The organism is Psychrobacter halotolerans (assembly GCF_039680845.1).
Taxonomy (GTDB): Bacteria; Pseudomonadota; Gammaproteobacteria; order Pseudomonadales; family Moraxellaceae; genus Psychrobacter.
On record NZ_JBDKWD010000004.1, the window covers coordinates 26,983 to 47,985 of the forward strand.

General features: G+C 44.3%; 17 protein-coding genes. 5 read left to right on the forward strand and 12 right to left on the reverse strand.

The features are described 5' to 3' along the window. Window positions 1–40 precede the first annotated feature (40 nt). From AAJP47_RS08510 to AAJP47_RS08540, 7 genes are all read right to left on the reverse strand, one after another. A complete protein-coding gene (locus tag AAJP47_RS08510) occupies window positions 41–2,398 on the reverse strand; it encodes an FdhF/YdeP family oxidoreductase (protein ID WP_346717492.1) in 2,358 nt (785 codons plus the stop codon). Between the two features lie 214 nt (window positions 2,399–2,612). Continuing rightward, window positions 2,613–3,407: an ABC transporter ATP-binding protein gene (locus tag AAJP47_RS08515; RefSeq protein ID WP_346717493.1), complete on the reverse strand. Its 795-nt coding sequence runs from the start codon at window positions 3,405–3,407 to the stop codon at window positions 2,613–2,615. A 31-nt stretch (window positions 3,408–3,438) separates the two neighbouring features. Continuing rightward, a complete protein-coding gene (locus tag AAJP47_RS08520; protein WP_346717494.1) occupies window positions 3,439–4,338 on the reverse strand; it encodes an ABC transporter permease in 900 nt (299 codons plus the stop codon). Window positions 4,339–4,865: 527 nt separating this feature from the next. Then, a complete protein-coding gene (locus AAJP47_RS08525) occupies window positions 4,866–5,909 on the reverse strand; it encodes an ABC transporter substrate-binding protein (RefSeq protein WP_346717495.1) in 1,044 nt (347 codons plus the stop codon). A gap of 87 nt (window positions 5,910–5,996) precedes the next feature. Then, entirely contained in the window at window positions 5,997–7,049 is a 1,053-nt protein-coding gene (locus AAJP47_RS08530) for an ABC transporter substrate-binding protein (protein ID WP_346717496.1), read from the reverse strand. 456 nt (window positions 7,050–7,505) lie between these two features. Continuing rightward, window positions 7,506–9,602, reverse strand: a complete 2,097-nt coding sequence (metG, locus tag AAJP47_RS08535; RefSeq protein WP_346717497.1) for a methionine--tRNA ligase — start codon at window positions 9,600–9,602, stop codon at window positions 7,506–7,508. A 539-nt stretch (window positions 9,603–10,141) separates the two neighbouring features. Further along, window positions 10,142–11,578, reverse strand: coding sequence for a GntP family permease (locus AAJP47_RS08540; protein WP_346717498.1), 1,437 nt, complete (start codon window positions 11,576–11,578; stop codon window positions 10,142–10,144). Window positions 11,579–11,971: 393 nt separating this feature from the next. Here AAJP47_RS08540 and AAJP47_RS08545 point away from each other — a divergent pair, with 393 nt between their 5' ends. From AAJP47_RS08545 to dcd, 5 genes are all read left to right on the forward strand, one after another. Next, the gene (locus AAJP47_RS08545) at window positions 11,972–12,685 is read left to right on the forward strand and encodes a CoA transferase subunit A (RefSeq protein WP_346717499.1); all 714 of its coding nucleotides are present in this window, start codon (window positions 11,972–11,974) and stop codon (window positions 12,683–12,685) included. Between the two features lie 146 nt (window positions 12,686–12,831). Next, a complete protein-coding gene (locus AAJP47_RS08550) occupies window positions 12,832–13,461 on the forward strand; it encodes a CoA transferase subunit B (protein ID WP_346717500.1) in 630 nt (209 codons plus the stop codon). Window positions 13,462–13,686: 225 nt separating this feature from the next. Beyond that, complete coding sequence (locus AAJP47_RS08555; RefSeq protein WP_346717501.1) at window positions 13,687–14,487, forward strand: 3-hydroxybutyrate dehydrogenase; 801 nt, start codon at window positions 13,687–13,689, stop codon at window positions 14,485–14,487. A gap of 198 nt (window positions 14,488–14,685) precedes the next feature. Beyond that, on the forward strand, window positions 14,686–15,897 hold the full coding sequence (apbC, locus tag AAJP47_RS08560; RefSeq protein WP_346717502.1) for an iron-sulfur cluster carrier protein ApbC: 1,212 nt from the start codon (window positions 14,686–14,688) through the stop codon (window positions 15,895–15,897). Between the two features lie 144 nt (window positions 15,898–16,041). Then, on the forward strand, window positions 16,042–16,617 hold the full coding sequence (dcd, locus tag AAJP47_RS08565; RefSeq protein ID WP_346717503.1) for a dCTP deaminase: 576 nt from the start codon (window positions 16,042–16,044) through the stop codon (window positions 16,615–16,617). A 121-nt stretch (window positions 16,618–16,738) separates the two neighbouring features. Here dcd and AAJP47_RS08570 read toward each other — a convergent pair whose 3' ends face one another. From AAJP47_RS08570 to petA, 5 genes are all read right to left on the reverse strand, one after another. Beyond that, the gene (locus tag AAJP47_RS08570; protein WP_346717504.1) at window positions 16,739–17,173 is read right to left on the reverse strand and encodes a ClpXP protease specificity-enhancing factor; all 435 of its coding nucleotides are present in this window, start codon (window positions 17,171–17,173) and stop codon (window positions 16,739–16,741) included. Between the two features lie 103 nt (window positions 17,174–17,276). Next, complete coding sequence (locus AAJP47_RS08575; protein WP_346717505.1) at window positions 17,277–17,891, reverse strand: glutathione S-transferase N-terminal domain-containing protein; 615 nt, start codon at window positions 17,889–17,891, stop codon at window positions 17,277–17,279. Window positions 17,892–18,089: 198 nt separating this feature from the next. Then, window positions 18,090–18,806, reverse strand: a complete 717-nt coding sequence (locus tag AAJP47_RS08580) for a cytochrome c1 (RefSeq protein ID WP_346717506.1) — start codon at window positions 18,804–18,806, stop codon at window positions 18,090–18,092. Beyond that, window positions 18,806–20,011 carry a cytochrome b gene (locus AAJP47_RS08585; RefSeq protein WP_178379291.1) on the reverse strand — a complete coding sequence of 402 codons (1,206 nt, stop codon included), beginning with the start codon at window positions 20,009–20,011 and terminating at the stop codon, window positions 18,806–18,808. The genes AAJP47_RS08580 and AAJP47_RS08585 overlap by 1 nt, the downstream gene beginning before the upstream one ends. Window positions 20,012–20,033: 22 nt before the next feature. Continuing rightward, window positions 20,034–20,618, reverse strand: coding sequence for a ubiquinol-cytochrome c reductase iron-sulfur subunit (gene petA, locus AAJP47_RS08590; protein ID WP_346717507.1), 585 nt, complete (start codon window positions 20,616–20,618; stop codon window positions 20,034–20,036). Between the last annotated feature and the right edge of the window lie 385 nt (window positions 20,619–21,003).

The window sequence follows — 21,003 nt, forward strand, 5'->3', positions numbered from 1 at the left end:
TTTCTTTATAGTCCCTTCATACACATGAATATTATACGCACTACGCAGCATTAGGACTGTCTGCCTGTACATCGACTCGCTGCAAAATAACGGTGGTTGATTTATAAGCAGGGATATGAGAGTTGGGTGCATGTGTGTCTAAATCGAATAAATCATTACATTCAGGATAATAGGTTGCCACCGCGTTTGAGGCAATATCCATCTCAGTCAATACCAGCGGCCCTAATACCCGTGGCTCAGCCGTACTATCTTCTTTGCCAACGTGCCGAGTCACCATTACGGTGTCACCTTTTTGCCATCCTAGGCGACTGATTTCATCAGGATGCATAAACAAGACGTCACGGCGATTGGTATGACGATAACGATCTTTGAACCCGAAAATCATGGTATTAAATTGGTCGTGACTACGAACGCTGGTCAATTGCCACACTTTTTGCTCACTGTCTAAAGTATGATTGATAGAGTCAGTTGCTTTTGCATTGTGTTTAAACGAAGAGGTGGCATCTGCCATTTGCGCGGCGACATAGGTAATCGAATATTGCGGCACTATAAATTGAGCTTTGCTATCACTGGTATTCCATACACGGTGGCGCGCTGGATGATATAAATGAAAGCCGCGCTCAGTGGTGCGAATGTGTTGATTAAAGTCCTCAAACCCATCGACTACTTGCGCAATATAATCGCGAATGACATCGAAGTCTTCGCTCATTTTTTGCCAAGGAATTGCAGTATCAGTACCAAATAAGTGCGTGGCAATATCCGCTATAATTTGCGCTTCTGACTTTAAAGTATCGCTGACTGGTTTTAGCTTGCCTTGAGTGGGCACAATCTGACACATAGAATCTTCGATGGTCGCAAATTGCTCACCTTTAGCGGTAATGATACGTTCGGTGCGACCCAAGCAGGGTAGAACGATATTATTCGCACCTGGATATAACATGGTCTCATTTAGCTTGGTACCCACAAAAATATTAAGCTGGGTGGTGGTTAGCGCCTGTTGAATGGCGCTGGTATCAGGCGCTGCCACTGCATAGTTACCACCCATACTCATAAAGATCTTTAGCTTTCCGGCGATTAATGCTTTTGCACCTGCGACAACGTCATAGCCATGCTCTTGCGGCATAGGATGCTCAAAAACACGCTCAAGCGTATCGAGCAGTTTTTGCGCGGGACGCTCATGAATACCCATAGTGCGGTCGCCCTGTACGTTAGAATGTCCGCGTACTGGCGAAGCGCCTGCGCCATCGATACCAATCATACCCATCAGTAGCAGCAAGTTGGTAATCATGGCCACATTATCATCGCCTTGCACATGCTGGGTAATACCCATGCCCCAAGTACAAATCGTTGCTGAACTATTGGCAACCAGTTCAGCAATACCAATGATTTCTGCTTGAGAAATACCGCAGCCACGTTCGATATCTGCCCATGTTTGAGCAATTAACCATTGACTCAGTGGCTCAAACCCTGAGGTATGAGTCGTAATAAAGTCCGTATTTATTTTATTATTTTCGATGAGCCATTTGCCAATACCAGTCAGCAATGCGGCATCGCCACCGATTTGTATTTGAATGACATCATCAACCATAGTATCGCTCTGACCTGCGGCCATATGCGTGGGTTTTTGTGGGTTTCTAAATTTACTCAAGCCCTGTTCGCGCATTGGATTGATCGAGAGGATTCGACAGCCTTGTTCATGAGCATGAGCGAGCATTTCAAGCATGCGCGGATGATTGGTCGCAGGGTTTTGTCCAAACATTAGTATCAGTTTGGCTTGTTCAAAGTCCTCTAATTTCACGGTGGCTTTACCAACGCCCAGCTGCTTACCGAGCATCACTGAGGTGGGTTCGTGACACATATTGGAGCAATCTGGTAAATTATTGGTGCCAAAACAGCGTACCAGTAATTGGTACATAAAGGCAGGCTCGTTGGTCACGCGCCCTGAGGTATAAAATAGCGCTTCATCAGGCGACTCAAGCTGTTTTAGCTGTTCTGCGATATGCTGATAAGCAGTTTCCCAAGAAATCGCGACATAGCGGTCTTGTGCAGCGTCATAACGGACTGGCTCTGATAGACGGCCAATATGCTCAAGCTCATAACCTGACCATCCTTGTAGCTCAGTCACGGTATGCTTTGCAAAAAACTCAGCGTCGGCTTTTGTGGTCATGGTTTCACTGGCAATGACTTTGATGCCATTTTCACAAACATCTATCGCCTTATGGGATTTGTGATCAGGCCAAGCACAGCCGGGACAATCAAATCCACCTTGGGGCTGATTGCTCTTTAGAACACTTGCACTACCGCGCAAAAAAGTCTGATAATCCATGAGTTTGCGAGCAGAGGAAATCAAAGCTGGCCAACCGGCAGCTGGATGGGTATAAACAGGGATTTTACGCATGGCAGATCTCATGGATGAATAGCGATAGAGAAGACTTCATATGGGACAACTATATCCTGATGCGTGAAAGTTTTATAGGATCATTAACTATAGATAACAAAAAAACCTTCAAAGAAAGCGCGTTTCTTTGAAGGTTTTAAAGGAGTGTAGGCAGACGAAAGGTTATGTCTTAAAAGGTTTCAACAGTAGCGTCAGCTTTTTTCTGCTAAATGGACTAACTTAAAATCAGACTGTCGTCTTCCACTTTTTCACCGCGTGTTTGCTCAAACATATCGAGTAAATCGTGCACGGTCATACCTTTACGAATGTCACCTGAAACGTCTAATACCACTTGACCTTGGTGCAGCATCACCGTTCTTGTGCCATGCGCCAACGCTTGCTGCATGGAGTGCGTAACCATCATAGTCGTGAGCTTATTGTCCGTTACGATTTTATCGGTCAATCCCAAAACAAAGGCAGCCGTCTTGGGATCAAGGGCGGCCGTATGCTCATCAAGTAACAAAATCTTAGATGGTTGCAAGGAAGCCATCAGCAAACTCACTGCCTGACGTTGACCACCGGATAGCAGTCCCATACGGTCGGTTAAGCGATTTTCTAGTCCTAGCTTTAGTACGGATAACTTTTCTCGAAACAAATCACGATTGTTTTGATTGAGTGCAAAGTTTAAGCCGCGCTTGCCACCGCGCTTATAAGCCAGCGCCATATTTTCTTCGATGGTCAGCGCTTCACAAGTCCCCGCCATTGGGTCTTGGAATACACGTGCCACCCAGTGAGCGCGTTGGTGTGCTGTCTTTTTGGTGACATCAATGCCATTTAATAAAATAGAGCCACTATCAACGCGTGTGGTGCCACTGACCGCATTCAAAAAGGTCGATTTACCAGCACCATTAGTACCAATAACGGTGACAAACTCACCATCCGCAATATTTAAATCGATGCCGCGCAGGGCAGGGTTTTCAATGGGCGTTCCAGGATTAAAGGTCAACCGCAAATCTGTAGCTTGCATCATAATAGTGAGTCCTTATGGGTGCATATTGACATTAAGCCCGAACCTTACGACTTAAAAATTTAGTTTTGGCTTTTGGCAATACTAAAGCCAATACCACGAGTAGTGCTGTAATCAAGTTCAAATCTTGCGGACCAAAGCCAATGCTACGTAGCGTTTGGCTCGATAAGGCGATCTGAATAAATAGCTTATATAGTACCGCACCAACCACCACCGCAAAGGTAATGAGCCAAATACGCTTGGCAGGAATGATGGTCTCACCGATGATGACCGCTGCCAAACCAATGACAATCGTACCAATACCGATAGAAATATCTGCGCCACCTTGCGTCTGCACAAACAGCGCACCTGCTAGGGCAATCAAACCATTAGAGATGGCCATACCGATAATGGTCATCCATGAGGTATTGATACCTTGTGCCTGTGCCATTTTTAGGTTCGAGCCAGTTGCCCGCATAGACAAGCCTGTCTCCGTACTATAAAACCAGTTTAAGAACAACATGGCCAATAGCACGACGGTACCGATAATCAAACAACGCATCCAATAACCGTTGCCATCGGACACTAAGGTGCTAAATACGGTGGTTTCACCCAATAGCGGTAAGTTTGGCGCACCCATGATACGTAGGTTAACCGAATATAGCGCAACCATCACCAAAATACTGGCAAGTAATTGCAAAATACCAAGTTTGACGTGCAACCATGCCGTGACAATACCAGCGACTGAACCTGCTAGCATACCAAAAGCACAGGCAAGCCATGGATTGATACCAGCGATAATGGAGATACCAGCGACTGCACCGCCTAATGGAAAGCTACCGTCAGCAGTCAAGTCGGGAAAGTCGAGGGTACGAAAAGAGATCAGCACACCAAGTGCGACTAGGCCATAAATCAGACCACTTTCGAGCGCACCAAAAAAAGCAATTAAGGACATAAGAGATCAGTAAGTCATAACCAAGCGTTTAGTAAATGATACTCTAGGTACTTATAGATAAGATTAAGCGAGCGCTAGCGATCGACGCTGCTTTATCTATAAATCTATCCATCAATATTATCTAAACGACTAAGTGGTGAATTTAACAGATTAAGCAATCTGCGGTTAGGGTAAACCAAAATATGGCACGATGACGCGCTATCATAAGCTACCTTGATTCCAAAATTTGTTTGAAGCAATCATCTAAAAAAGGTATCCATATTTTTATTAGATAGCATGTCTTATCAGCGCGGCGCTTAATCGAAGTATTTAAACACCATTTATCAAACAACAGCGATTTGTATTTAAATAACAGCGATTTGTATTAAAGTAACATTGACTTAAACAAGAAGCCCAGCTTATTAAGGCATAGCTGGGTTTCTTATATCGGACATATGCTGCCATGACAACGCTACACGACGAATGATAAAGCGGTTAGAAGTGCGCTTCATCACTCGTCATTATGATAGGCCAAACTTAAAAGTGCGTTATTCTACCACTTCTTTTGCTTGATCGATAACCGCTTGCGACAGCGTAATGCCTTCTTCTTTGGCATTTTTTGGACTGACGTACAGATCCAGTTGCTGCGGCGTATAGACAGGAAGCTCACCTGCTTTTTCACCATTTAAGATACGGACAACGATTTTGCCAGTCTCACGGCCAAGATTGTAATAGTTCACACCCAAGGCTGCAACGGCACCGCGCTCAACTGAGCTGGTGTCTGAAGCGATAAGTGGGATCTTACTTTCTTTGGCAATTTGATACAGGGACTCGTAAGCTGAGACCACGTTATTGTCGGTTGAGGTGTAGATCATGTCCACTTTGCCTTCAAGACTACGCGCTGCCATCGCAATATCGTTACTACGCTGGGCTGGTGCTTCGAGCACATTGATGCCTAGCGGCGTCAGCTTGTCTTTTAGATTTTTTAGGATAACGGTTGAGTTTACTTCACCGGGGCTATAGACATAGCCAACATTTTTTAAATTAGGAATGATTTGACGCATGAGTTCGATCTGCGGCTCATACGGTAGGGCATCAGATGCGCCAGTGACGTTAGTGCCAGAGCCATCAAGCTTAGGAACCAATTTGGCAGCGACTGGATCAGTCACAGCAGAAAATACCATAGGAATGCTGCTGGTTGAAGCGGCTACAGACTGAGCAGAAGGAGTGGCGATTGCGACAATAACGTCTGGTGCATCTGCTACAAACTGCTTAGCAATCTGTCCGGCAGTGGCGGTGTTGCCTTGCGCGCTTTGGAAATTGACGGTCAGGTTTTCTCCGTCTTTAAAGCCGGCCTCATTCAACTCATCTATGACACCTTTGCGTACATCGTCAAGCGCTGGATGCTCAACAATAGCAGTAATAGCGACTGTTTTCATTTCTGTTGCAGCATCGCCACCAGTAGCCGCCGCATCAGTGGTACCAGTATCTTGTGCTGACTGATTACAACCTGTCAAAATAGCGGTACAAACACCGCCCAACAGCAGGGCTTTACTGAAGTTAAAGCGGCCAAAACGATTTTGATAGAACATAGGTCTCACTCCTGAAGATAATAATGTGTCCATACATTATTGAATAAATAAAAGATCATACAAGTCATCTAAAAAGATAACCAAAAACTACTTAGCAGCGCTTTGTGCTTTTTGATCAACGTTAACGGCATTTTTTAATAAGTCGTCTGTTAAGCTGGCGCCTTGTGCCGCTGCGTGTTTCGGGCTTGCGTATAACGTCAAGGTGTTCATAACTTGAGGCTTGATTGTATTGATCGCCTCGCCATTTAGCACTCGATAAACCATTTTGCCCGTAGTACGACCAAAGTCATAATCGTTCACACCCATGGCAGCAGTGGCGCCTCGTCTGACACTGAATTCATCTGACGCAATGACTGGAATCTTAAGCTCATTAGCAGCGCCTGCCATGGCTTCAAATGCTGATACAACATTGTTATCTAATGAGGTATAAATGACATCAGCGCGGCCAGCAAGGCTACGGGTTGCCATAGCAACGTCTGTTGGTCGATTGGCAGTGACGTCTAATATTGTTAATCCACGCGCTGCGGCTGCTTTTTTAAGTTGATTAAGCACCACAACAGAATTCACTTCACCTGGGCTATAAACGTAGCCAATGGTTTTGGCATTGGGAACGATTTTTTGAATATTGTCTAACTGTGGCTCGATAGGTAGCTGACTAGATAAACCAGTTACATTAGACTGAATAGGCACATCGTTTTCATCGATAAGCTTTGCCGCTACCGGATCTGATATAGCCGTATAAATGACGGGAATGGTCTTGGTTGATGCTACGATGGATTGAGCGGACGGTGTCGAGATGGCGACGATGGCATCTGGATTGTCCCCAGCAAATTGTTTTGCAATCTGACCGGCGGTCGCTGTGTTACCTTGCGCACTTTGGAAGTTAACGGTCAGATTTTGTCCTTCAACATACCCATTATCAGCCAGCTCATCAATAATACCGCGGCGCATCTCATCTAATGAAGGATGTTCGACGATTTGTGTGATGGCCAATGTTTTGGCGGGCTTGTCGGTATTTGCTGCTGCGCTTTCATCAGTGGCGGCGGCAGTGTCAGTTGCGTTTGAGCAGCCAATTAATCCAAGAGTGGCACTGATAGCAGCACCGAATAAGCTTAGGCGTAAAGTCGTAGCAAAAATCATTGTATTCTGGCTCATAGGTTAGAAAGTGCAGGTTTCCTGAGTCACTGTTACTTATATGCTGAGGTAACGAGTATGCTGAGGTAACGGGCGAACATCAAAACAATCAATCCGTTGATTATGATGTCCATATTATGACAGTAATGTAACTTATGGCAATAAGAAATTAAAACAGGTTTGTCATTGTCGTCATAAAACAGGTTTTAAACCAATCTTTTTTGATACGGTCTTTTTTGAAGAAACTGATTTTTGCGATAATGAGGTTTTTAAGATTACGGAGCTTTTACGTTGACGGAGCTTGATGATTAACGATAATCAATTCACTTTAAAAATTGATACCAGCAGAGCACCATGTTCATCGTAACTTTTCCATATTAAACGGACTATACTCATAAATTGAAGACAAAAAAAGATGCCGCTTAGGACATCTTCTTTGTTATTCAACACTAGGGCGTGACATTAAGCCAAAGTATCGCCAACCACACAATCTTCAGGTAGCGTCACAACCGTGAGTCCTGTCTTTGGATTACCAGTAGATAGAACCATGCCTTCTGAGACACCAAATTTCATCTTACGCGGCGCAAGATTGGTGACGCAAATGACCTTTTTATTCAGCAATTGCTCAGGCTCATAAAATTTACGGATGCCGCTAAACACATTACGCGGCTTGTCCTCGCCCACATCCAGCGTGAATTGCAAAAGCTTGTCTGCGCCTTCGACATGATTACAAGCAACAACATGCGCTACTTTCATCTCAACTTTGGCAAAGTCTTCGATGCCGATATAGTCGGCTTGCTCAGTCTCTGCTGCGGCGGATGACTTGTTTTGTGTCGATGATTCGCTGTTGTCGCTAGGAGTAGGCGCATCTGCTGGCGTCAATGAGGCTTTTGATTCCTCAACCATAGCAGTAATGTCTTTTTCTTCAATACGCTGCATCAAAGGTTTGAACTTGTTGATTTTGTGACCCAATAACCACTCGTTGCGACTGGCAAAGCTTAAGTCATCAATATTCAAGAACTCTTTGGCATTGGCTGTCAGCTCAGGCAATACTGGCGCTAAATATACCATCAATTGACGGAAGATATTAATCGCAACCGAGCAAACATCTTGTACTTCTTGTTCAGTACCCTCTAATTTGGCCAGTGACCACGGTTTTTTGCCATCGATGTACTCATTGGCCTTGTCCGCGCATTGCATGATTAGACGCATGGCACGTGCAAACTCGCGATTTTCATAAGCGGCGGCAATCTCATCACCCGTTTTGGTAATGTCTTCTAGTAATTCTGATTCAACGCACACATCAGACAGCATACCGTCGTATTTTTTCACTAAGAATCCAGCGCTACGACTGGCGATATTCACCACTTTGCCAACCAAATCAGAGTTGACCTTTTGCATGAAATCTTCTAAATCAAAGTTAATATCTTCGACTTTATCAGACAGCTTGCTGGCGAAGTAATAACGCAAATACTCAGGGTGCAGGTGTTTGGCGTACGTCTTGGCATTAATAAAAGTGCCACGCGACTTACTCATTTTTGCGCCATTAACCATTAAGAAACCATGGGCAAAAACGCCCGTTGGTGTACGCAGCTCACTACCAGCTAGCATCGCTGGCCAAAATAGCGCATGGAAGTAGACAATGTCTTTACCAATGAAGTGATAAACTTCGGTTTTATGCTCGTTTTCTTGCATCCAGTAACGATCGAAATCCAGCGCTTCATCTGTGCCAGCACGCTTATCGCATAAGTTTTTAAAGCTTGCCATATAACCAACAGGCGCATCGAGCCATACATAAAAATACTTGTCTGGCTCATCGCTTGGCGTATCTGGAATCTGAAAACCAAAATAAGGCGCATCACGTGATATATCCCAGCTGGCAAGTCCAGAGTCGAACCATTCTTGGAGTTTATTGGCGACCGACGTTTGCAAACGAGCATCACTACGCGTCCAATCTTTTAAGAATTGCTCAAACTCTGGCAAATCAAAGAAATAATGCTTAGAAGTCTTTAATATAGGAGTGGCACCTGAAATCGTTGAGCGTGGATCTTTTAGCTCGACAGCGTTATACGTGGTGCTACAAACCTCGCAGTTATCACCGTACTGGTCTGGTGCACCGCATTCAGGGCACGTGCCTTTGACAAAGCGATCTGCCAAAAACAATTGCTTCTCAGGGTCAAATAATTGTTCAACATCTTTGGTACTGATGTGACCGGCATTATTAAGACGACGATAAATCATCTCAGAGAAATGCTTATTTTCTTCTGAGTGCGTGGTGTAATAGTTGTCATAGTTAATAAGAAACTTTGAAAAATCAGCTTCGTGAGACGCTCGAACTGAGGCAATTTGCTCTTCTGGTGTCACGCCATCGGCTTCGGCTTTGAGCATGATTCCGGTACCATGAGCATCATCTGCACAGACGTAAGTGACTTTGTGGTTCTGTGCTTTCATCGCCCGTACCCAAATATCAGTTTGAATATGCTCTAAAAGATGCCCCAAATGGATATCACCATTGGCGTAGGGTAAGGCACTGGTTACTAAAATCTCACGCACTTTCATCACCTATATTTTTATATAAACGGGTTGGTTATCAAACGTCCTAAGCGCTTTATGGCTATTAGACGCGACGTTATCAAGGTTAAACGCAGCCAAACAGGCTGTAAATTTAAAAAGTGTGCCTATGATACCGTAATTCGATTACATTTGTGATATTCCTCAGTAATTAATACAGCAATGAGTGTCAGATGTAGTCAATCTAATTTAAAAAGAGTAGGGTTCTGCTTGGGTTGATTTTTCAGAGCCTCTGTCATGCCCCCGAACAGCAGTGAGGTAAATTGATCCCAGTAGAACAGGATAAGTGCATGTACCACTTTTGTTTTGGATTCACTATAGGACCGGACAAATTACTTTTTTATCGCTTTCACACGTTAGTTTCTAGCAGTGCCTTTTTCTTATAAAACTCCTTATAAGACAGAAAAAACCCACCAAGTCATCCACTAGGTGGGTTTTGTTATTTGAATCTTACATCTGGGTCACAAGGCGCTATCAATTACAAAGTGCTAGTAATTAAAAAATGCTATGAAAAATTTAAGCATACTTTAAAACGAACCAAACATGGTGCCCAAAATAATAATAACGATGACTGATAATAGGGGAATCAATATGGTGACCATTGCCAAGTTCAAATAAGACTGTTTGTGTGTGAGTCCGCAAATGGCCAGCAAGGTAATCACAGCACCACTATGCGGCAGCGTGTCCAAACCACCTGCCGCCATCACAGCCACACGGTGCATCAGTTCAGGGTCAATCCCCGCATCGACCGCCATTCTAAGATAGTCTTCTCCCAAAGTGGACAGCGCAATACTCAAACCACCAGACGATGAACCAGTAATACCAGCCAGCGTGGTCATAGCGACCGCCTCTGAGATGAGCGGATTATCTGGGGTTAGGTTTAAGATGCTGTCACGAATAATAAGAAAGCCCGTCAGTGAGGCGATAACCGCGCCATAACCCACTTCTGAGGCGGTATTGAAAATAGGCAACATCGAGTCATAAGTACCACGGTTAATGGTTTTTTGTAAATTGTGCCAGTGCCTTATATTAAGCAAAATAAGCACCACACAAGCCACGACTAAGGAGATGATAATCGACCAAAGACCAAGAGAGCCTGCGATATTCAGATCTGGAAACTGAGCTTGTAAACCACTAAAATCTACAGAAGGAAAAATCATATACGTCAATACAGCGTTTAACGCAATGACCAATACCAGCGGAATCATTGCCACGATGAATGAGGTTTGATGAGTATTTGAGACCTCAGTTTTTTTAGGCATTTTTTCAGCGTCTTTTGTGGTACCGCCAATACTGCCGGTGTCTTCTTCGTCATGTTGACCATAGCCTTCACCCGCTGCATTGGCCTTTTTGGCTCGCGTCTGCAACCAAAGCCAACCACCAATAAACATAATCGTTCCGCCAACAATGCCCAGTATGGGGGCGGCAAAGACGTTGGTATTGTAATAAGGAATGGGAATGGCATTTTGAATAGCGGGCGTGCCTGGTAGGGCGGTCATGGTAAAGGTAAACGAGCCTAAAGCGATGGCAGCGGGAATTAAGCGCTTGGGGATATCAGCGGCTTTGAAGAGGTCTTTGGCAATCGGATAAATAGCAAATGCCACCACAAATAATGATACGCCGCCATAGGTCAAAATAGCGCAAACTAAAATAACCGACAAAATGGCTTTACTGGCACCGAGCTTTTCGACCACCGTCTTGGCAATCGCTGTCGCTGCGCCCGAGTCTGCCATCAAGCGCCCAAACAGCGCTCCCAGCAAGAAAATGGGGAAAAACTTAAGCAAGAAGCTACTCAACGCGCCCATAAAAACGTCAGTGTAGGCGGGAATGCTACTTAAAAAGTCACCTGATAGTAATACCGCTAATATCGCCATGATTGGTGCTAAAATCAGCACAGAATAGCCACGATAAGCGAAAAACATTAAAAGTAATAAGGTGATGACAATAGCAAAAGTACTGAACATGATTGCCCTCCTTGGCAAATAAAACAGCGCGTAAGTAAAGCACAAGATTGTCAGTCAAAATCATACCCGTCAAGGCATTGATTCAGAACATATCGTCAAAGATATCCTTATACGAGACAGAATGTGAGACAAATTAATATGTGGGACAGACAGACAGTTGCTGAGCCATTTCTTTAGCTGATCTGCTCTTAGTGTTATCCTCTAGCTCTAGTCGCTGCAGAGATTATATGTTAAGTTAACATAAATACTTTGTAGATTATATATCGATATAAAGTGTATTGTTATTAAGCCTAGAACCACCAATTATGACAGCAAATTAGATAAGCAATTCAAACAAACAAAAGTTAATTAGCATCAATAAAAAAATAGATCAGCAAGGATAAGGAGATAAGCATGAGTCAATCAAAAGTTTACAGCAGTGCAGAAGAGGCGCTACAAGGAATCGTGAGTGACGGTCAAACGCTCGCTATTGGCGGTTTTGGTCTGTGCGGTATTCCGGAAGCGTTAATCGAAGCACTGCGTGATAGTGGTGTGAAGGATTTGACTTGTATCAGTAACAACGCAGGTATCGACGAATTTGGCTTGGGATTGTTGCTACAAACCCGTCAAATCAAAAAAATGATCTCGTCTTATGTGGGTGAAAACAAAGAGTTTGAGCGTCAGTACTTGGCAGGCGAATTAGAAGTTGAGTTGACACCGCAAGGGACATTGGCTGAAAAATTACGCTCAGGCGGTGCGGGTATTCCTGCCTTTTATACCGCAACAGGCGTTGGCACACTCGTCGCTGAAGGCAAAGAAACTCGTGATTTTGATGGACGTACTTACGTGCTTGAGCATTCATTACAGGCTGATGTGGCACTCATCAAAGCGCAAAAAGCAGACAAAGCAGGGAACTTAATATTCAACAAAACCGCGCGTAACTTCAACCCAGACTGTGCAATGGCGGGCAAAACGACGATTGTTGAAGTAGAAGAAATTGTAGAAGTGGGCACGCTTGATCCTGATGAGATCCATCTACCGGGCATTTTTGTACAGCGCATTGTCTTGAACAGCAATCCTGAAAAGCGCATTGAAAAAACCACCACTAAAGCGGTCGAGGGTGCTTAAACAAAGATATTTAAGCAAGAAAGCGCTTAAACAATAAGACGCTCAATTTTGCTTGGATCAATAGCATAATGGCTCGTCACAGTGTTAAGTGTTAAACAGTATTTAAATAAATAAAAATAGAACCTTAAAAAGGTAAGGACTTTACCATGGCATGGACAAGAGAACAGATGGCACAGCGTGCCGCACAAGAGTTAAAAGATGGTTATTATGTCAATCTAGGCATTGGTCTACCGACGCTGGTGGCCAATTACATTCCTAAAGACGTGGACGTGTGGTTGCAATCAGAAAACGGCTTATTGGGAATTGGTGAGTTTCCAACCGCAGAAAATGTCGACGCAGATTTGATTAATGCCGGCAAGCAGACGGTCACAGCAGAATCAGGTGCCAGTTATTTTAGCAGCTCAGAATCTTTTGCTATGATTCGCGGCGGGCATGTCAATTTGGCGATATTGGGTGCGATGGAAGTCTCAGAGAATGGCGATCTTGCTAACTGGATGATTCCCAAAAAAATGGTCAAAGGCATGGGCGGTGCCATGGATCTTGTTGCAGGTGTTCAGCGGGTCATTGTCCTGATGGAGCAAGTCAATAAACATGGTGAACCAAAAATTCTTGCCAATTGTGAGCTGCCATTAACGGGCAAAGGCGTGGTTGATCGTATTATCACAGAGCTTGCGGTACTGGATGTGACGGATAAAGGGTTGAAGCTGGTTGAGCTGGCAGAGGGTGTTAGCTTTGATGAGCTGCAAGAAAAAACCCCTGTGAGCATTGCTCAGTAAGTTTTTTTATCAAAATTTCTCATCGTTTTTATAACTGGCCCCTATAAATTAAATATCAGGATACTGACATAAATTTTGCGAAGCCTGTGTCTGCGCAGGCACAGCAAGCAAGGAAGATTTGTGTCAGTAACGCATGGCAATAGTTGTATACATTTTATTTAGGATTGACTATAGCCATTATTAGTTAGTAGTCTCTTTTCAGCGCTCCATTATTAAGGAAGATATATGGCGACTCAATTACAACAAGATTTGACGGGCAAGGTGGCCTTGGTTACCGGAGCGGCAAGTGGTATTGGACGTGATATCGCGGAAACGTATGCGAAAGCAGGGGCGGCGGTGGGCATTGCCGATATTGACTTTGAAGCGGCGCAGCAAACGGTCGATGAGATCAAGGCAAATGGTGGTAAGGCCATTGCTATTGCGATGGACGTCACCGCTGAAAACGCTGTCAATGATGGCGTCCAACAGCTAATCGATACCTTTGATAGCATTGATATACTTGTGTCGAATGCTGGTATTCAAATCATTGACCCGATCAATAAAATGGCGTTCGATGACTGGAAAAAAATGCTTGCCATTCATTTGGATGGGGCATTTTTAACCACCAAAGCAGCCATACGGCACATGTATAAAGACGACAAAGGTGGCACAATTATTTATATGGGTTCTGTGCATTCACATGAAGCGTCACTTTATAAAGCGCCTTATGTGACGGCTAAGCATGGACTGCTGGGATTGTGCCGAGTACTTGCAAAGGAGGGTGCGCCTCATAACGTGCGCTCGCATGTTATCTGTCCCGGCTTTGTCAAAACGCCTTTGGTGGAAAAGCAAATTCCGCAACAGGCAAGCGAAAAAGGCATCAGTGAAGAATCGGTGGTTAACGACATTATGTTGGTGAATACGGTCGATCAAGAGTTTACGACGGTTGATGATATTGCACAGCTGGCCTTGTTTTTGGCAGCGTTTCCCAGCAACGTCTTTACTGGTCAGTCGATCGTTGCCAGCCATGGTTGGTTTATGAACTGACACGCTAGCGCTCAGCGTAAATAGTAGGTATAAAACCACAGGGTCACTCTTACTGGCGTTGTGGTTTTTTTATGCTTTTAATTGAGCTACACTGTCACGATAATAGGTTTGGACAAAAGGCTTGTCGGTTATTTTACGACGGTATGGATCGAGTCGTCTTACCACACCAACCCACTTGTATAGGTAGTAACGGTTGCTATGTTTAACTTCATGAAGAAAAAATCCAACTCCACATCTGAAACGCCGCAACAGCGAGCAGAACGTGATAGTGCGGTCGATAAGGTACTGCTCGGCTATGAAGTCGGTACTCTCAGTATCGCAACGATGGTCACGGGTCTTGAGCGTGAGGGTGATCAGCTTACTTTAGATCTGCGCCTACCAAAAGACAGCCGTCCTGAAACCATTCAACAAGAGCTTGGACAGCTGCTTCAGCCGCACGGCATCAATACCATTCATATGAACGTGCGTTTACCTGCACCAGAAAAAGGCGCAGGCTCAAGCTTACCAAAATCAATGCCAAAAACAACTAATGCCATGGACAATCAAGCGCGTCCGGCACCAACTAATGATCCTGAACCGCCAATTACTAAGCAAGCACCGACCCAAGCGTCCTTAGCTGCACATCCACGCATTCGTCATATCATCGTGGTGGCATCGGGTAAAGGCGGCGTCGGTAAATCGACCACGACTGTCAATATCGCCTTAGCCTTACAAAAGCTTGGCAATCGGGTTGGCGTTCTTGATGCCGATATTTATGGTCCCAGTATGCCAACGATGCTTGGTGTGGATACTGTCAAGCCTGAGCTGGAAAATGAGCAATTTGTACCAGTAGACGCTCATGGTTTAGCGATGTTGTCCATTGGTAGCTTACTTGATAGCGACAACACGCCTGTGGCATGGCGTGGCCCTAAGGCAACGGGTGCGCTGATGCAACTGTATAATCAAACCAACTGGCCGCAGCTAGACTATTTGGTCATCGATATGCCACCCGGTACGGGAGACATCCAGCTGACATTGGCGCAGCGTATACCCGTGACCGGCGCTGTGATTGTGACCACGCCTCAGCATGTTGCCTTACTTGATGCGCAAAAAGGCATCGAGATGTTCAATAAGACCAATATTCCGGTGCTTGGGGTGGTTGAAAACATGGCGCTGCACACTTGTAGCAATTGCAATCATACCGAAGCTATCTTTGGCACAGGTGGCGGTGAGCTCATCGCTGAGCAATATCATGTACCGTTATTGGGACAGTTGCCACTCGCTAGCGGTATTCGAGCACAAGTGGATAAAGGCGAGCCGAGCGTGTTGGCTGACGATGAGTTTGCGTCTTATTATCTAAGTATCGCTAAAAACATTGAAACCAATATTGATAAATTTGCTAAGCCTATTGATGATAAGCGTATTTTTTGAGGTTAAAAAAGTTTGAGTGGCGAGGGCGTGTTTATGTAGAGATTGATTTTGTGGCACTATCGGTTTTAAAGTCGCCACTGCACTATAAATTGAGTCATCAATTCCGTATAATCGTCGCTACTAAATATTTGCTAAGGAATAACAATGTCTATCAAATCTGACCGCTGGATTCGTCAAATGGCCGAAGAGCATGGCATGATTGAGCCATATGAGCCGGGTCAAGTGCGTTTTAATGATGCTGGCGAGCGTTTGGTAAGTTACGGCACCTCAAGCTACGGTTATGATGTACGCTGCGCCCCTGAATTTAAAGTATTTACCAACGTTCATTCAGTTGTCGTCGACCCCAAGAACTTTGATGAAAAAAGCTTTATAGACATTGTGGGTGATGAGTGCATCATTCCGCCAAACTCATTTGCCTTAGCTCGTACGATGGAGTATTTTCGTATTCCGCGCGACGTATTGACTATCTGCCTCGGCAAATCAACGTACGCACGCTGCGGCATTATCGTCAATGTGACGCCCCTTGAGCCTGAATGGGAAGGACATGTCACTTTAGAATTTAGTAACACCACCAACCTACCAGCGCGTATTTATGCTGGAGAAGGGGTGGCACAAATGCTGTTTTTCCAAAGCGATGCCGATGATGTGTGCGAAACCAGTTATAAAGATCGCGGTGGTAAGTACCAAGGTCAGCGCGGTGTGACTCTGCCAAGAACCTGATAAGCAATCTTACTAGCGTGTTGTAATATTTTTACTTATTTATGAAAGAGTGAATATTATAGGCATAGTAAAAAAGCCAGCCATATTTGATATGGCTGGCTTTTTTATGGCTGTATAGAAATTATTTTAAAACTTTTAAACCCGCTTTATTATCACGCTTAGGTTTAGGCGTTGCCGTGGTTTTCTTAGAAGCTGTCATATCATCCTCTTCAGGCTGATAGTTTTCGTATTCATTGGGATCAAAAAACATACCCTGTGAGTTCTCTTTGGCATAGATACCCATCACCGCTGTAACTGGCACCCAAATCTCCTGTGAGACGCCGCCAAAACGCGCACTAAAGTGAATATAATCGTTTTCCATGCTCATATTACCTGTTGCACGGCTAGCGATATTTAGGACGATACGGCCATCTTGTACATGTTCTGTTGGAATCTGCACGTTTTCAGCGGTGGCATCAACCATCAGATATGGGGTAAGCGCATTGTCTTCTATCCACTGATATAGCGCGCGAACCATGTAGGGGCGTGTTGGAGTAATAGAGGTAGTGTCGCTCATATTTTGGTTTCCTATCCTGATCGTATTAAATAACTATTTATAAAATGTTTTTTGCAAATTTTTATTGTTTTCTATTTTAAGTCAGCGGTAGATAGTTGTCTAACTAACGCACACTTTTTTTGAAGCTATCTCGCTCAAAGACACGCTGTTGGTAGTCAAACAGCGGGCGACTGATGGCACGAGGCAACTCGATTTTCATCTCTTCGAGTCGCCATAATAAAGGCGCTAATAAAATATCGCACCATCCAAACTCATCCGCCATAAAGTACGGCTTATGAGCAAATAGCGGGGACAGCGTAATCAGAGAATCACTCAGCTGTTTTTTAGCCATAGCGGCTTGCGCTTTATTAAAGCTATCTGGATGCGTCAATAAGCGCTTGCCCAGTGACAACCAATCGCGCTGAATACGCCAAGCCAATTGTCGAAACTGTGCCCGCTCTTGCGGGGTCTCAGGTAGTAACTTATTGGTGTGATAGCGTTCTTCAAGATACTCGAATATGACATTGATTTCATAAAGCGCAATTTCACGTTGCTGTAGCACAGGCAAAGTGTGATAAGGATTTAGCTCAGTCAAATCTTCAGGACGCTCAGAGTGCAGGCGCGATAAATAATAAGCGAGCTTTTTTTCTTCAAGTAATAGGCGTACCACATGACTGTCGTAGCCATCATCAGCGTATAAAATTAGCTGACTACTTGGAATGTCATTCGCATCAATCATGAAAGCCTAATGTTAATAGTAAAGGCTGTCATCGTAAACAAAGTCGCCTTATTTATCAAGGTAACGTACGTAAACATTGCTTGTCACTCCTTTATTTGCTCACTTCTTATGCAAAGCATCGATGATCATTAGGCATAAAAAAAGCACTACCAATGTAGTGCCTTTTTTGCGCGAAAAGTTGGTCTTTTGATTACTGACTTATTTTACGTCTTTCCAGAATTCTTTGTTCAACAAGTATACTGGAATGAGTAAGACCAATAAGAATAAAATCACAAAGAAACCAATGACTTGACGGTTATGACGTTGAGGTTCTGCCATCCACGCCATAAAGTTGACCAGATCACCAACTTCGCTCTGAAACTCTTCTGCACTCAACTGTTCTTGCATATTATGCAAAACGTGAGGCATTGCCGCATTGTGTAGCACTAAGTTATTAGCACCCCAAGGACGGCTAGGGTCTTCATAAAACGAGAGCAAGTAAGTATATACCCAATCATCACCGCGCAATCTGGTTTCAAGCGATAAATCAGGAGGCGCTGCGCCAAACCATGATGCTTGAATGTCAGGATCAATCTCAGCATTGATATGGTCACCGATTTGATCAGTAGTGACCATCAGATACTTTTCAACCAGCTCAGGTGGTATCTCTAGATCTTTTGCGATACGAGAGTGACGAACGTACTTTGCCGAATGACAACCGGCACAGTAGTTCATAAAAGTTTTCGCACCGTTTTGTAGCGAGCCCTTATTGGTAAAATCAATAGGAGCCGTACTACAAGCCAAATGCTCTTCCACACCTTCAGCGTTCACGAACGTACCACATCCATGACCACCAGCTGCCATTGCCGAACCAGCAGTCAAGGTTAATGCCGCGCCTAAGCCTAGACCTGCTAGGGATTTAATTAGCGTGCTCATTAGTGACCTCCGGTAACGCGTTCTGGTGGCTGTTTACACTTCTCAATGGCAGTGTAGAAAGGCATCAGTAAGAAGAACAAGAAATATAGAATCGTGAATACGCGAGCCATAATGGTTGCCGTTGGTGTTGCAGGCGTCGCACCCAAGTATCCTAATACAACAAAGCTAATAGCAAAAACAGTCAGTGCAATCTTCGACAAGATACCTTTGTAACGCATAGAGCGTACAGGCGATCTATCAAGCCATGGAATCAAGAATAAGACGGCAATTGCTGCACCCATTGCGATAACACCACCCAGCTTATCAGGAACCGCACGTAAGATGGCGTAGAATGGCGTGTAGTACCATACTGGTGCGATGTGTGCTGGTGTTTTTAGGGAGTTCGCTGTTTCAAAGTTTGGTGGCTCAAGGAAGAAGCCGCCGCCTTCTGGGAAGAAGAACACCACTGCAAAGAAGCAGATAAAGAAGACAACGATACCAACCATGTCATGCACAGTGTAGTAGGGATGGAATTCAATACCATCTAATGGCACACCATTTTTGTCTTTTAGTTTCTTGATATCGATACCATCTGGGTTGTTTGAACCCACATGATGAAGCGCCACAATATGCATGAATACTAAGCCCACAAGGACTAGTGGAATAGCAACCACATGGAGAGCAAAGAAGCGGTTTAGCGTGATACCTGAGATGATATAGTCACCACGTACCCATTCAGCAAGACCATCACCAATCACTGGTAACGCCGCCGGAAGGTTCAAAATAACCTGCGCACCCCAAAATGACATGTTACCCCAAGGCAGTAGATATCCAAAGAAACCTTCAGCCATCAATGCTAGGTAAATACCCATACCGATGAGCCAAATAAGCTCACGAGGTTTTTGGTATGAACCATAGAGCAGGGCTCTGAACATGTGCAGATAGACCACAACGAAGAAGGCAGAGGCACCTGTTGAGTGCATATAACGAATGAGCCAACCACCTTTTACGTCACGCATGATGTACTCAACAGAGGCAAATGCCCCTTCGGCACTTGGGTTGTACATCATTGTCAGCCATATACCGGTCACCAATTGGTTGACCAATACAATCATTGATAGAACGCCAAAGAAATACCAAAAGTTAAAGTTCTTTGGTGCATAGTACTTTGACATATGGTATTCATAGGTTTCAGTCGCTGGAAAACGCGCGTCCACCCAATGCATTAACTTTTTACCCATACTCATATTAAGCCTCCCCAACCGTTAAGATGGTACCATCCATACCGTATTCTGGGATGGGTAAATTCAGCGGTGCAGGCACGCCACTAAAAACGCGACCTGCTAAGTCATACTTCGACCCATGGCATGGGCAGAAAAATCCGCCATACCAGTCGTTACCACCCAAGTCAGCCGCGCCCACATCAGGGCGGTAGTTTGGTGCACAGCCTAAATGTGTACAAACGCCTTCAACCACTAATACCGTTGGTTCTAAAGAGCGAGTAGGATTGGTACAGTATTCAGGTTGCACTGAGGCACTAGAGTCAGGATCAGACAACAAAGGTTTGACTGATTCTAGTCCTGCGATCATCTCTTCGGTACGCTTAACCACATAAATAGGTTTGCCACGATATTTGACAACGATCATTTGTCCTGCTTCGATAGCACCAATATCTTGAGTTACAGCAGCTCCTGCCGCTTCAGCTTTAGCGCTTGGATACCAAGAACGGACAAAAGGGGTTGCCACAGCAGCTACCCCAGCTGCACCAATTGCGGCAGTTGAGGCAATAAGAACTCTACGGCGTTGTACATTAACGCCTTCGGCTTGGCTCATTAATACTTCCTCCAGGTGAATGAAATGGGATTATCCCACACTGGGTTTGTGGCTTAGAAAATATACAATATCAAGCCACTTTGGCTGTGCCTAATTTTGCTAATTGTTGCTATTCTAAGCTATTTCGGTGATAAAATAAATTATTGTGTTAAAAATAACGCAACCTTCATAGGACATATTAGAAGGTTGAATACGATAATTTTGGCAAAATGACAAGATTATCAATGTCTAACCTCTAATTTTTTTGCTAGGTATTATAAAGTAATGACCTTATAAGTAATAAGGATATTTAGCAATAGAGAATGATACTTGAAATTGCGGTAATGTTCACTAACTTTCAGTATCTAATCAGAATGTAACAGTGCCATAAACCAATAATCACCAC

What these genes read in the sequence shown, in the direction of transcription:
- AAJP47_RS08510 (WP_346717492.1), bottom strand. Translation starts at nt 2,398, where the DNA reads ATGCGTAAAATCCCTGTTTATACCCATCCAGCTGCCGGTTGGCCAGCT.
- AAJP47_RS08515 (WP_346717493.1), bottom strand. Translation starts at nt 3,407, where the DNA reads ATGATGCAAGCTACAGATTTGCGGTTGACCTTTAATCCTGGAACGCCC.
- AAJP47_RS08520 (WP_346717494.1), bottom strand. Translation starts at nt 4,338, where the DNA reads ATGTCCTTAATTGCTTTTTTTGGTGCGCTCGAAAGTGGTCTGATTTAT.
- AAJP47_RS08525 (WP_346717495.1), bottom strand. Translation starts at nt 5,909, where the DNA reads ATGTTCTATCAAAATCGTTTTGGCCGCTTTAACTTCAGTAAAGCCCTG.
- AAJP47_RS08530 (WP_346717496.1), bottom strand. Translation starts at nt 7,049, where the DNA reads ATGATTTTTGCTACGACTTTACGCCTAAGCTTATTCGGTGCTGCTATC.
- metG (WP_346717497.1), bottom strand. Translation starts at nt 9,602, where the DNA reads ATGAAAGTGCGTGAGATTTTAGTAACCAGTGCCTTACCCTACGCCAAT.
- AAJP47_RS08540 (WP_346717498.1), bottom strand. Translation starts at nt 11,578, where the DNA reads ATGTTCAGTACTTTTGCTATTGTCATCACCTTATTACTTTTAATGTTT.
- AAJP47_RS08545 (WP_346717499.1), top strand. Translation starts at nt 11,972, where the DNA reads ATGAGTCAATCAAAAGTTTACAGCAGTGCAGAAGAGGCGCTACAAGGA.
- AAJP47_RS08550 (WP_346717500.1), top strand. Translation starts at nt 12,832, where the DNA reads ATGGCATGGACAAGAGAACAGATGGCACAGCGTGCCGCACAAGAGTTA.
- AAJP47_RS08555 (WP_346717501.1), top strand. Translation starts at nt 13,687, where the DNA reads ATGGCGACTCAATTACAACAAGATTTGACGGGCAAGGTGGCCTTGGTT.
- apbC (WP_346717502.1), top strand. Translation starts at nt 14,686, where the DNA reads ATGTTTAACTTCATGAAGAAAAAATCCAACTCCACATCTGAAACGCCG.
- dcd (WP_346717503.1), top strand. Translation starts at nt 16,042, where the DNA reads ATGTCTATCAAATCTGACCGCTGGATTCGTCAAATGGCCGAAGAGCAT.
- AAJP47_RS08570 (WP_346717504.1), bottom strand. Translation starts at nt 17,173, where the DNA reads ATGAGCGACACTACCTCTATTACTCCAACACGCCCCTACATGGTTCGC.
- AAJP47_RS08575 (WP_346717505.1), bottom strand. Translation starts at nt 17,891, where the DNA reads ATGATTGATGCGAATGACATTCCAAGTAGTCAGCTAATTTTATACGCT.
- AAJP47_RS08580 (WP_346717506.1), bottom strand. Translation starts at nt 18,806, where the DNA reads ATGAGCACGCTAATTAAATCCCTAGCAGGTCTAGGCTTAGGCGCGGCA.
- AAJP47_RS08585 (WP_178379291.1), bottom strand. Translation starts at nt 20,011, where the DNA reads ATGCATTGGGTGGACGCGCGTTTTCCAGCGACTGAAACCTATGAATAC.
- petA (WP_346717507.1), bottom strand. Translation starts at nt 20,618, where the DNA reads ATGAGCCAAGCCGAAGGCGTTAATGTACAACGCCGTAGAGTTCTTATT.